The organism is Bacillus sp. HNG, from assembly GCF_003400205.1.
In the GTDB taxonomy this organism is placed as follows: domain Bacteria; phylum Bacillota; class Bacilli; order Bacillales; family Bacillaceae_L; genus Ferdinandcohnia.
This window is the reverse complement of the sequence record NZ_QUQV01000004.1, coordinates 285,641-299,176: the sequence shown is the minus strand read 5'-3', so window position 1 is coordinate 299,176 and position 13,536 is coordinate 285,641. Positions and strand designations below refer to the sequence as shown.

General features: G+C 38.9%; 9 protein-coding genes, 1 pseudogene and 1 riboswitch. Of the genes and pseudogenes, 2 read left to right on the top strand and 8 right to left on the bottom strand.

Features of this window, described 5'->3' with window-relative positions; translation table 11 throughout:
• Positions 1–30 precede the first annotated feature (30 nt).
• Positions 31–1,086 (top strand): DnaD domain-containing protein, encoded by a 1,056-nt coding sequence (locus tag DZB84_RS10160; protein WP_116352138.1) that lies wholly within the window; start codon positions 31–33, stop codon positions 1,084–1,086.
• 319 nt (positions 1,087–1,405) lie between these two features.
• Positions 1,406–2,124 (top strand): annotated as a pseudogene (locus tag DZB84_RS25640) (nuclease-related domain-containing protein).
• 202 nt (positions 2,125–2,326) lie between these two features.
• Here the strand turns inward: DZB84_RS25640 and DZB84_RS25245 are convergent.
• The 8 genes from DZB84_RS25245 to DZB84_RS10120 form a co-directional block, all read right to left on the bottom strand.
• Positions 2,327–2,494, bottom strand: coding sequence for a hypothetical protein (locus DZB84_RS25245; RefSeq protein ID WP_223254409.1), 168 nt, complete (start codon positions 2,492–2,494; stop codon positions 2,327–2,329).
• Between the two features lie 45 nt (positions 2,495–2,539).
• Positions 2,540–2,626, bottom strand: a riboswitch (cyclic di-GMP riboswitch).
• Positions 2,627–3,124: 498 nt separating this feature from the next.
• On the bottom strand, positions 3,125–6,253 hold the full coding sequence (locus tag DZB84_RS10150; RefSeq protein WP_116352137.1) for a S8 family serine peptidase: 3,129 nt from the start codon (positions 6,251–6,253) through the stop codon (positions 3,125–3,127).
• A 469-nt stretch (positions 6,254–6,722) separates the two neighbouring features.
• Positions 6,723–7,304: a hypothetical protein gene (locus tag DZB84_RS10145; protein WP_116352136.1), complete on the bottom strand. Its 582-nt coding sequence runs from the start codon at positions 7,302–7,304 to the stop codon at positions 6,723–6,725.
• Positions 7,305–7,731: 427 nt separating this feature from the next.
• Positions 7,732–9,600: a beta-N-acetylhexosaminidase gene (locus tag DZB84_RS10140; protein ID WP_116352135.1), complete on the bottom strand. Its 1,869-nt coding sequence runs from the start codon at positions 9,598–9,600 to the stop codon at positions 7,732–7,734.
• Between the two features lies 1 nt (position 9,601).
• A complete protein-coding gene (locus DZB84_RS10135; RefSeq protein WP_116352134.1) occupies positions 9,602–10,312 on the bottom strand; it encodes an alpha/beta hydrolase in 711 nt (236 codons plus the stop codon).
• Between the two features lie 15 nt (positions 10,313–10,327).
• Positions 10,328–11,209 (bottom strand): ROK family protein, encoded by an 882-nt coding sequence (locus DZB84_RS10130; RefSeq protein ID WP_116352133.1) that lies wholly within the window; start codon positions 11,207–11,209, stop codon positions 10,328–10,330.
• A gap of 54 nt (positions 11,210–11,263) precedes the next feature.
• A complete protein-coding gene (locus tag DZB84_RS10125) occupies positions 11,264–11,980 on the bottom strand; it encodes an N-acetylmannosamine-6-phosphate 2-epimerase (RefSeq protein ID WP_116352132.1) in 717 nt (238 codons plus the stop codon).
• 229 nt (positions 11,981–12,209) lie between these two features.
• Entirely contained in the window at positions 12,210–13,385 is a 1,176-nt protein-coding gene (locus tag DZB84_RS10120; protein WP_116352131.1) for an alpha amylase family protein, read from the bottom strand.
• Positions 13,386–13,536: the final 151 nt, after the last annotated feature.

Below are 13,536 nucleotides of genomic sequence, written 5' to 3'. Positions count from 1 at the left end.
CCAAAATAACTCAAAAAGGATGAAACAGACATGAATGGAAATTTATTATTTGAGGAAAGACCTCTACTTATTATCCCCTCACTCGCTAAACTGATTGGTTTACATGAGAGCATTATTTTGCAGCAAATTCACTATTGGTTAAAGCGTACCAATCATATTCAAATGGACCGAAAATGGGTGTATTTCACCTATGATGACTTCACCGAACAGTTCCCCTTCTTTTCAAAGAGCACCATTCGTAGACTGATTACAAATTTAGAAAACAAAGGCCTTCTCTCTTCTAATCATTTCAACAGGTTAAAAATTGATCGCACGAAATGGTACACCATCAATTACGATAATCTTGAAAACTTGAAAACTAATGAACATCCACATTCCGAGGTTGATATCTTATCATCTAGCCATAATGAACAGACGATGTGTTCAAATCAGACAAACGACCTGCTCAATCTGGACAACCCATGTGTTCAAAATGAACAGACGAGCTGTTCAAATTGGACAGAGGATGTGCTCAACTTGGACCAACCATTACTAGAGAGTACTTCAAAGAGTACAGCAAAGAATACTTCAGAGATTTCTTCTTCTTCAAAAAACACGCCCGAAAAAGTAGACCCGTTCCGATTCTTTGAGCAAAATGGATTTGGAACAATTGGAAGCTTTATCGCTGACAAAATCAAGGTTTGGTGTACAGATTTGTCAGATAGTCTCGTGACCGAGGCTATGAAGCTAGCTGTAGAAAATTCATCAAAGCGTTGGAGCTATGTCGAGGCGATATTGCGAGATTGGGTGGATAAGGGCTATCAAACAATCGAGGATGTACATGCCGCACGACTTATTTATAAAAATCAAATGAACCAACAATCTATGAAAAAGCCAACCAGACAGGAATACATACCAGATTGGTTTCAAGAGCACGTTCAGAACGATAAACCTAAAAATACCTCTACCTTAGGAGAAAAATGGCTAGTTGATAAAAAGTTAAAAAACCTTACGGAACAGGAAAACATGGCCAGACAAGAACTTACAACCGATACTAGCTTTGAAAAGAAAAAAAGATTGTTTGAGGAGCGTTTAATGAAATCTTAGAAACTGCGGGACAATGTACCTGTCCCTTTGACCCACTATTCTAAAATACTAATTTATCACATTTGGCCACTATAACAGCGGTTTTGGTTTTCCCAAAAAGTGTTCCAATCAAGCGTTTGTTTGAATTTGAAAGTGCTTGTTACTGTTACGTTATACAACCAATCTACCGTTTGATTGAAATAAAATTTCGGGATTAGTACAGATGAAAGTAAATGAGTAGTACGCTAATATTCATTTTACGCTGACTGGGACAAGGGACCTGTCCCTTTGTCCCAATTAAAGTTACAATAGCGATAGATCAAACTGCAAGGAGAATAACATGCTATTATTCATGAACTTTTTAAAGACAAAAAAGGAAAAAACAAAACAAGATAATCCAACCAAATTAAAAAGTACGTATGAACAGGTCGCGACTAGAAAAGGGGAAATAGGAGAATACAGGATTGACATACAACTCGATCAGCTTCCCAATGGGTTTCGATACCTTAGCGATCTCCTTGTAAAAAATCAAAAAGCAAAATCAGGGTATTCCCAAATTGATCATGTGGTTTTAACTCCATATGGTATCTTTGCCATTGAAACGAAAAACTATCAGGGTATATATATAGGGGTAAAGATCGTAAGATATGGTTGGTTAATGGAAAGTTTAAAATAATGAACCCTTTTGCACAAAACTATGGCCATATAAAAGCATTGACAGCGAGTATTGATAAAAAATACCATGACTTATTTATCTCTATGGTATCATTCACAAAACGCTGCACATTTAAAGTAGACTTAGAGTACCGTAAAATCACGTCTAACGAAATAATTGTATATGATATCGAGTTGTCAGAGTTCATCCATCGGAAAGTATCGGTATTGAAAATTCACCTCAAAGAACCTCTCCTTACTGAAGGAGACATTTCTGGGATTTATAATGCCTTTACAGAGGCTAATATTACGGATCCAAAGGTTAGAGAACAGCATAAACGTGCATTAAAAACAGATACATCAAATGAAAAAACTAACTCTGATCCTACATTGTACCATTTGTAATAAACCTGTTTCAGAAAAAGTTAAAATTTATTGTTTAACCAATAAAAAATTCAACGGAAAAATCTATTGCTATGACCTTCAAAAAACTATCCGTTAGGCTCTAGCTAAATAACTAAGTACGAAATTAAGATTTCAATTAATACTAAATAAGAGAAGTGACTCATAAGATCACTTCTCTTTAAGGTTTAGGTAGGTTTTTGTTTTATTGCTTTGCAATATAGTTGAGGGCAGCTCTCTCGTGGTATTGCATCTTTGATATTATATCCGACTTTTTATCCTTCTCGTAGCGACAATCCTCAAACAGGGCTTTTTGTTTATTATATTGCATGCTGTGCCAATAGTACTTTAATTTGTAAATTGCTTTTTTCACGCATATTCCCCTTTCGATCCGAACATAAATCGACGGAGCCTCGTGTTCGGGAGCTGGCTGGCATAGTCCAAAAGACTTGTAACCCCTTTAGTTTTGCGTTATCATTTTTCAATGATTTTGCCATTTCGTACGATTTATGAATAATCCTTATTTACTATAAGATAAGAAACAATAAACACAAAAGAGACTTTATACCCATTTTAGTAAATTAAATAGTCACAAAGACCTAGTTTCATTGCAGATAACCAATACTAAACGTTTAGCTAACAAGTAAGTTAATAAAAACATTACTATATACTACTATCTATAAATAAACAATACAATTAAGGATAGGGAATTTACACCTATTCTTTTAAGCTACTACAACGTCTAATTTTTGCAATTTTCCTATTCGTTGATTAGGGTCTGGGTGGGTACAAGCTAAATTTGTCCATAGTCCCTTTGATGTTTGCCCATCAATTTGACTTATTCGGAAAAGGACCTGGACTAACGACGGTTTATAACCTCTTATTTCGTTAAACACAAGGAAAGGTATAAGTGGATTGTTCTATAATATGCTAAAACCTTTTTTCTTCTAATTGCATAAATAAAAAGACTAGCAACCAAATAATTGATTGCTAGTCTAATTGATTAGTTTTTCTTGTTTCCTGCGTTTCCATTATTGCCGTTGTTGCCGATTTTTACGTCGTTTGTTGTAACGTTACCAGCATAGTCGACTGCAACTACTGTTACAGTTTGACCTTTTGTAACTGATTCAGCAAGAATGTGTTGTGTTTCACCGTTTACGTATGGTGCCTCTGTAACTGGTTTCCCATCGACGTATACATCCCAGTATGCTACGCCACTTGTTTTGTCGGAGATGTCAACAGTGACTGTTTTACCGTCTTTATCTAATTTTGTTTTTACCTTCGGTGTTGTTACGTCCAGTTTTACTGGGATTGTTAGAGTTTGTGGTTCGGCACCGTCATAGTCAAGAGTTGCTTCTGCCTGTAAGTAATACTGGCCATCTGGAGCAACCTTGCCATTTTGCACTGTTCCATCCCACGTCCAGTTAGAGATTAGGTAATACATTTGGCCCTGTCCACCGTCATAGTAGTTCTTGCGGACAAATTCCTCGGACGTAATTTCTTTTACAACTTTTCGATCTTCATTTAGAACAGATAGGTTGAATTCTTTTGCATTTCGGAGAAACGAAAGCAGATAGGTTGCACTATCGTTCTTTCCATCGCCGTTTGGTGATATCGCAATTAGATCTGTATCAATATCTCCTGTTACTTGGTTGACACCTAAGTATTCGTAGCTTGTTCCGCCAACATGTGACAATACTCCTGTTGTGCCATAGAAAGTAGCTTCATCCCAAATTGGTGCATCAAAAATTGGTGCTGCATTCCAGTTACCTTTAAAACCTACATAAGGTACAACTAAGTCTGGATTTGTATCGGTTGGGTCAGTTAATTTTACAAAACCTTCTAACCAATAACCATTTGTGAAGTATGATTTTAAATCTTCATCCCACTCACTAACATCTACAGATACTTCAAATGTCTTTGTACCATTTGCAGGTACTTCGATTGTGCTTGTTGCTTGACCATTAACCGTTGCAACTCCGCCTAAATCGATTGCTCCAAACATGTTAGGTGCTGAAACAAATACTCCTCCACCATTAACAGGAGCATCTGTTTGAGCACTTGCAGTTACTTCATAAGATACCGCTTGGTCAGATAGGTTTTCAGCTGTTAACGAGAATGTGACAACATTGTCTTTTACCTCTTTAAGAGCTACCTTTGCTTCACCTGTGTTTGAGTCCGTTACTGTAACAGGTGTTGTTAGTGCTGCATGAAGCTGCATTAACCCTGCACCTTGACGACGCGGCGAAACTGGTGCTCCACCAAAGTCTACCGGACTAGCTGTGTTCATTAAGAATTTTTTTGCAAGCTCAGATCTTGCCGCACCTTCAAGAGCGAATTCAGAATCTACACGTTCTAATACCAACGCTGAACCACCTGATACGTGTGGAGCCGCCATTGATGTACCACTCTTAATCGCATATTTGTTGTCATTGATTGTTGAGTAAATTTGCCCTCCTGGAGCTGTGATTTCTGGTTTGAAATCAAGGTTTGGCGTAATTCCCCAAGATGAGAAGTCACTCATTTTTCCTGCATTTGTGTTTGGAATTGACATTTGGTTTCCATCAAATGAAACGGTAACCGTTTGACCACCTTTAAGTGCCGCAGCAAAGCGATCGCCATCTGCTTTTAGCATGAATAATTGTGGAATTGTAATGGCTGCATCAGACGCCATACTTACTGTACCATCTGTGTTGTTATAGATGAATACACCTGCAGCACCTGCTTTTTGTGCATTTAACGCTTTATCGACAAAACCGATTGAACCACGTTGAACTAATGCGTATTTTCCCTCTAAATTTTTACCAGCAAAATCCTCAGGAGTTCCAAGGCCCGCGTCTACTAGTTCATAGCTTGTCCCACCCACAGGGTTCGCCTGACTTGCAGATAAATACATAACTGGAGATGGTTCACCCTCACCTACTTGTACACTAACAGCGTCAACGATCATGTTCGTGTTTTCAAATGAAGCAACCTGAAGTGAATCATAGGATACACCAGGTGAACCTACTAACCCATAGTCAGGATTTGAAGCATATGGATAGAAATAACCATTTCCAAAATACGTAGAGTTTCCAGCTGAAATGGACATAACAACTCCATTATCAACCGCACGCTTAACCGCTTGTTGCTCAGGAGATTCAGCATCTACAAATCCCGCTGTGGAACCAAGACTCATGTTAAGAACGTCTGCACCTAACTTAATTGCATCGTCGATTGCTTTAATGTAAATATCACCGTAAGTAGTTGCTACATTTTCACCAAATACACGTAATGCAAGTAATTGTGCTTCTGGAGCAACACCTTGGATGCCGCCATTTTCTTCGTCACCGTTTGCCGCAACTGTTCCAGCTACGTGCATACCGTGCATATTTGTATCGGCATTTACATCCACAATGTGATCATTGTTATCCATGTAGTTCCAACCATAAGGAACTTTTTCAGTCCAGAACTTTCCTGGAAGGGTAAACTCAGAAATTGCACTGTTGACGTCAGCTTCTGATAAATCAGCTGAGGAACTATTGGTTAAGACTAGATCATTGTGAGAAGGGTCAATTCCAGAGTCAATGATTCCGACAATCATGCCTTCCCCTTTGTATCCGAAGTCACGCCAAACTTGCTGTGCTTCAACTAACTCTTTACTATACTTCATGTCTGCTTCTTCTTCTGGAAGCTCATACTCAGTTGCGATGTATACATTTTTAACTTCAGGGACTTCTTTAAGTTTTGCGATATCCTCGTATTTCACTTTTCCACTGAAGCCATTTACGATTGCATCGAATTCTTGCTCATACTTGATGTTTACTTTTTTGCCTTTAATTTTATCTTTCGCTGCCTTTTGCTTGTCCTTCGCAGCCTTTTCTAATTGCTTTCTTTCCCCTTTTGAAAGCTGATCGTACTTTTTCCCTTTTTTCGTTGCTACTTCGACCGGAGCATCTCCATCCATTTCGACAACAACACGCACCTCTTGGTCTGGATCAATATTCGGTACATCTGTTGCCTCTCTGTTTACGATGTCGTTCGTTGGTTTCTGTGCATCTAGTTGGTTTGGTGTAAATCCAGTAAACGCAAAAGCGCTACCACTAAATGCAAGTAGTAAAACTAGTAATAATGCCGTAATTCTCTTAGCCATTTTCATCCTCCCTTTTTACTTTGGGACAGAGGGACAGGTTCACTGTCCCAGGTCTGTGGGACGAGGGACCTGTCCCCGTGTCCGAAAATCTATAATTCTACGAAAACAGATAAAAATTTCCCCTTCACGAAAATTTCGACACCAAAACGTTACAAAATTTTCTGGGTATTCACACTATACTAAATTACTATTTCTGGGACTAGCACTAAAAGTCATAGTTAAATTGGGCTAAAAACGGGATTTGGTCTTGTAGGAATTTGTCGATTTAGGAGTATTGGAGGGTTTAAGTATAGGAAAATAGTCTCTTTTAGGGTCAAACACATTGAAAATATAGTAGGGTAAAGGGATGAATTGTTGTGGGTACAAGTCGGGACCAGAGGGACGGTTCTAGTGGTTCCTATTTTGAAATAGTAAATGCCAGTCACCAGCCAAATTACCTTGCTGTGGTGACTGGCATGAGGGAACTTTTTTAATCAGAAGTTTCAATCCACCAACCTGCAATATTGATTCCTTTGTAATGCACTTCTTTTCCGCTGTTATCTTCGTAAGAAAAGTAACCGGTCGCGAAGAGGAGATACCAGTTTGTGTAGTCACTAACTATTGGAACGATTTCCGAAGTTGTAACCAAGTTTTCTTTTTCATCGATATAGGTTGACACCTTTACGCAATCAAAGCCACTCGGGCAATAGAGTTGTTTGTTTTCACTTACCCACTGCTGAAATGAATGAGAATGGGTTGGAACTCGAAACCCACAAAATAGAAATGTCATGAGGATAAAACCGACTACCCATACTCTCAGCTTGTTCTTTTTTTCAGCTAAACCTACTAAAAAGACGAAGAGTATGCCCGCATAGAAAGTGAACCAGAGAAACAGGTCTTCCTTAAAAATAAACCATCCGTAAAAGAAGACCATAAGACTAAACCCAAGGGTATTTAGAAAGTGCTTGAAAACGGATGGATTTATTTCATCTCCGCTTACTTCTTCTTCTTTTTTCAGAAAGACTAAAAAAACTGAAAAGGCTATTGCGAGAACGAAAAAGACGATTTTCATTGTGCACCTCAATCGTTATATTGATAGTTTCAACACTTCATCCTGCTTGATTCCGATATTAATAGATACTGTCCAGAATATTATATATCAGAGGGTAGGATATTAATATTAATTTTTTCCTGCATTTTACATATTTCAAAAGAACCACAGGGACGGTTCCTCTGGTCCCCTGCTCGGACTACGATAATGGATAATTTGCGTCTTTCGTATGATATTTGCGCTTTATTTTGGGGATTTATGTTTTAATGGGGTGGAATTGCGTTTTAATTTGTAGAATTGCGCTTTCGTTTTTTATTTATGCGCTTCTTACAGCACGTCAATTACAAAGAAGACTAGCAATTGCTAGTCTTCAAGTTATCTTAAGGAACAGGGAACCTGCTGTGGCGCATTAGGACAGATCCCTCGTCCCAATTCGCTACCATCTCTCCTATAAACTACTAGCCGTTACAATCCGATTATAGGTTTCGCCTCTTCCCAATGTTACGTTTTCGGGGAATTGTTCTGGGCCATCATATCGAAGGCGTACTTCTTCTAGTTCTTCTAGTTTTGAAATCTCTCCATTCAACCATTGCTCCAAGCGATACTCTGCTGTTTCCATTCGTGTCAGTATACCGCCATATCGAATATCTAAAACTTCCCATCCGAAAGGTTTATTCACGGAAAACCATACATCTCGATGTGCCTTTCTTAATCTATCAATACCTACTTTTAGAATTTCTAGATTTTCAAGACAGACCTTAATTTTCGCTTTATCTCTTTTGTCATAGGCTGACTTTAAATCAATACCAATTTCCGCCTTCATGCATAAGACTCTTGCTAATTGCTCATAAAAACGAAATAATTTCTCCATGCTTTGATTCCGTTCCTTCGCTACCCGTATCTGATCCACTAAACCCCTGTAATGATCTGCAATCGGAAATCCCTTTATATTTTCATCAAACAATCCCAATAATACATCCTGCCAAAGCAAAAATTTAGATGGGTTCGAAGAATATAAGTTATCCTCCATAACCCCTGGTATTTCATCAAATTGATTCAATAAAAGGAAATCATTTAGCTGATAACCTGTGCAGTGGTAGAATCGCTCTTCCAAATGCTCTCTTCTCACTTCTTGATGATACGTATGTTCCGCAAACAATTGTAATCCAGGAAGCGCAGTTTGAATCGGGGTTTCCGCTCCATTATCTCCCCACATGGTTGCAAAGACTTCTTTAATTCCTATTTTTTTACAGGCGTTTAAAGCCGCTTCCGTATTCCTAAATGCTCTGGCGTAGTTCGGTGAAATTCCGTTCCAGGTCCATAATCCTCCTGCAAAAAGAGGATCTGGATCGAGCTTTTTATGGGTCTCTAGCATTCCCTCGTAAAATGCTTCATCTGCATGATAGTAGTCCCAGTAGACCATTTGTACATTCGGAATTGACTGTTTCACTTGTTCCAACAATGACTCATCAAAATCGTAATAATTGCCCTCCCGAGAAGCCAAACGGAAATACATATCACTCCAAATCATTGGGTGCAAGCCGAATTCCTCGGTAATTTTTACGACTTCCTGAAGATGCTGATTCATAATGTCGAATCGATTATTATACCCATTTTTCTCCATGTACTTACCGCGTCCTAGCTGCAAGGCCTCATCCATGCCAATATGAATTCTTTTTGTTCGATATGGCCTCGAAGCAGTCTCAATTAATTTCTTTAAGAGTTCATATGTTTTCGGTTCACCAACTAGCAAAATATCATCGGTATCTTTAACCTCGTTTGCATATCCCCATTTCAACGCCTCTTTTAAATGAGCCAATGTTTGAATGCACGGTATCATCTCGATCCCTAATTGATGGGCATACTCATCAAATTCCCTTATTTCTTCCTCTGTGTATCTTCCACGCATATATCCGAAATAAGGAACCTCCGGAACCTCATACGTATCCTCTGTATAGACCATGACCATGTTTAAGCCCATTACAGCCATTTTACGTAAAAGCATTTTTATTCCATCAACAGTCAGCACTGCGTTTCTCGAAACATCAATCATCGCACCACTTGTTTCAAATTGAGGTACTTCTGTTAGATGGAATTCTTTGTTTATTCCCATGTGTTGCAGCCACAGTCCTAAACCCCTGAAAAAATGGAACTTTTTATCATAGATGATCTGTTTGTTCGTCACAACTAAAGGTCCTTGACGATTTATTACCTCAACTGTGTATCCATTCTCTGCAATTTCTATATTTAAATCTTCACGGAGAATTGAAATCCCCTCTAAAACTTCGGATAATTCACCTGTAAAATGGATCTTCATGTCAAACCTCCTTCACAAAAAACTCCAATAGGTTAGGTAGGTCCCTTTCCCAAACCTTCCATAGATGTTCATCTTCAGACTCGATATATTTTACTTTTACTTTTTTCGATAAAAAGCTTCTATATAATTGACGATTCCTAGTCAAAATAAATAGTTTTTCATTAGATATTGAGGATACAAATTCATCTTCATAAATCCCCACGGTCTGATACACGTTCCACGCAGGTAATTCCAAATCCTCTAGCTGTCCAATATCTCCATCAGAAATAGCCGGAGACTGAAGCAATAAGTGCGTCCACATTTCCGGCTTTTCTAATGCGATATTTAGGCTAATATTTCCCGCTAAGGAGTCCCCTAGAAGACCTCTTCTAGAGATGGTAGCCCCTTGGTTTCTTTCAAACTCCGGGATAAATTCATCATTCATAAAACGAATAAAATGTCTAAAGGAAGATCCATTTCTACTAAATGAATCCCATCTTTCGTGTGAATCTCCAGGGTGGATTAGGACGAACACGAGGCGATTGGCCAGCTCCGGATTTGTACGTACTAAATTTTGAACAGCTTTCTCCAGTCCCCCCAACTCTAAATAGTCCCTGCCATCCTGGACATATAAGATATACGCATCTTCAATGTTTTCGCTTACCGTTAAAACCATGTAATCTATTGTTTTATTTAAGTGGGAACTATAAAATTCACGATTATTTTTTTTCATTATATTTAGCCCCTTTTAGCTAAATTTGTGCAACGAAATTGCCCCATATAGTCCAGCTTTGTTGCCAAACTTGGATCTCAAAATCTTCACACCTGAATAACTATCCATAATGTGTTGCTGAACCTTTTCAGAAACAAGTTTAATAGACAATTCCTGTTCCATAATCCCTCCACCTAAAATGATACAAGGAGGGTTAAAGATATGAATTAAACTGGCAAGACCAAGAGCGATTTCATTTGTCCAATTATCAAGTACTTCATATAACCGTTCATCACCAAGTTGAATCATTTCAAACAACTGTCTTCCGTTTGTACAATCAGGATTTACCTTTTTCGCTTCCCTAATGAGGGCTGTTGTAGAGCCATATTGTTCATAGCATCCTCGTTTTCCACAACCACAAGGGATACCGTTCGGGTAAAGATTCATATGCCCGAATTCTCCTGCACTACCAGTAAAACCTCGATGCAGCTTTGATTCAATTACGATGGCGCCACCAATACCAGTCCCGAAGGTTAAAAAGAGAAAATCGTGATATTCCTTACCAACCCCAAAATACTTTTCGCCAAGAGCTGCTGCATTTACATCATTTTCTACCTTTACAGGTACATGAAACTTTGATTCTAGGAGATTTTTAATTCTGGTACCGGTATAGTTTGGTAGATTGTCATTTGCATAGATAATATAGCCTTCCTCACTATTCACTTGACCAGCTGTACTAATACTGATTGCGTCAATATCTGGGTACTTAGCGATGATATCCTCTAATTTTCGAATAATAGCAGGTCCACCTTTTTTTCTTTCCGTTTCGACCTCATCAAATATCTGAATCTCACCATTCTCATTCGTTACACCAATTTTAATCGATGTCCCACCAATATCCGCAGCAAATATTTTCATCTTTTTCTCACCTCTATATAGGTCAAGAGTGGGTCACGGGGACCCACTACTTTTTTAAAGGGACAAGGAACCTGTCCCCATGTCGCTTATTGCTTGTAAGAATCTTTTTGTAATTTCTTGTGGACGTGTGATTGCAGACCCTACGACCGCTGAGTGAACACCTGTTGCAAAGACTTCCTTCAATTCTTCAGGTGACGAAATTCCACCTTCTGCAATGACTGGTACACTCAAATGCTCGACAAATTGTTTGATCAACTCAATATTGGGTAAGTGTACATTCTTCGTATATTCTGTGTATCCCGATAATGTTGTTCCAACAGCATCAAATCCCAATTTTTCCGCTTGAATGCCCTCTTCTAAGGTCGAGCAATCCGCCATAAACAGTTGATTGGGATATTTACGTCTGATTTCTGGAAAAATCTCTGAGATCGTATGACCATCTGGCCGCACCCTGCTTGTTGCATCCAACGCAATCATATCTACACCTTCAGCCACAAGAAGGTCAATTTCCTTCGTGGTTGGGGTGATAAACACATCGGAATTGTCATAGTCCTGTTTAATGATACCGATTATTGGCAGGTTGGTTACCTTTTTAATTTCATGGATGTCTTCTACACTGTTAGCCCGTATACCACTTGCACCTGCTTCGGTTGCAGCTACCGCCATTTTACTCATGATATAGGAGCTATGAAGAGGCTCATCAGGCAAGGCTTGACAAGACACAACTAACTTTCTATATATTTTGTCAAAAAACGCTTGTTTCTTCTCCATTTTCATACACTCCAGTTGCAATCTAAGATTGATAAATCAAATGCGCCTTGGCGTATTTGAGCCCAGATTTTTTAGGCCCACACGATGTGGGTCACAAAGACGTTGCCACAGGACGTGGCGATCTTAGTCTTTGATCCTTTGCTCGAAAAGTTTCCTTTTAAAATCTGTGGCATCCGCCGGAGGCTCTAACTATATTCAGTTAGGGGGGTTATACCCAAACTGGATAAAGTTAAATGGTCTCCTCTAGCTCATTCCACCACTGATAATCCTCTAAATACACTGTGTCAAACAGCATAACTCCATCCGATTTCCCCTTACAAAGCTGGACGGCTTTCTTAAATTGTTCTACGTTGTTGTCATAATCTTTTAAGAATAGGCTTGCAATCACAGGAATTCGCCCATTAATCGCTTCCTTACTCATTTCAATTGCACCTTCCACACTGTACCAAGTTGCAGGTCTTTCATTCATTAACGCTTCCTCAATCGTAACCTCTGGGTAATAGCAGCCTGTCATGATAAAATCAAATTCCTCTGCATATCCAGATGTGTGGTACGTCTCAGCAGTCCAATCCAATGTTGGCTGATAGGTTTCACTTCCCCAGTTAACGCCTTCGTTATAATACAATGGATACCATGAACCCACATATATCGTAAAAATGAGATCTGAATTCTGTGTTTTAACCACATTTTTTGCTTTCTTTACAAAGTTTTTAATGTTTTTAGCTCTGAACTCTGCCCATTTCGGAAAATGGGGGCCAAAAGCAGGTTTCTTGTCCTCAAGCGTCATAATATCTTCTGGCCAATGTTTAACCTCTGCACCGATATAAGCTTCAAATTTTGAGCGACTTAAGCTACTAAAATCTCCATAAATATTCGGGTAACGACATCTATCTAAAACAACACCATCTATTTCATAGTTACGGACAATTTCTTGAATAATATTTAGTTCATAGGCTTCAACCTCTGGATGAATCGGATTCACAAAAACCGTTGGGTCATTGTGATTTTCCGCAGCTGTCGGCATATTCGAAAGTGCCTCGTTATAATGAACGACCTGCCACTCTGGCTTGTCATATACCATTCCTTCTTTATCGATTCCATTTCCTTCTGCAAATACATCGACATTCGCAATAACCTTCAAGCCTGATCCTTTGGCATGATGAATCATTTCCTGAAGAAAATCTCGACCCTTCCAAGTATGGTACTGTTCATCCTTCAATTCACTCACATGGTATGCAAATTCACTTGGATAGGTAGTAAATCCATATGGAATTTTTGCATCCACGACTAAATGGGTAATTTTACATTTTAGGGCGTGTTGAATAAGCTCTTTCATTTTTTCTGGCTCTAATAAACGAGTAGCATTTGCTAAAAAATCCACCCATAGTATGTTTGGTTGTTCCATTTGGGCTCCTCCTTATAATGGTTGTTCAAAACGTCCGGTGAAAATGACACATCGAATTTCTGCGTTGGCTTGCTTTTCCGTTCCTCACGTATTAACTGCATACGCTCCGGTACTCAAAGCTGCACCGCCTTGAACTTCTTGGTCCTTTTCA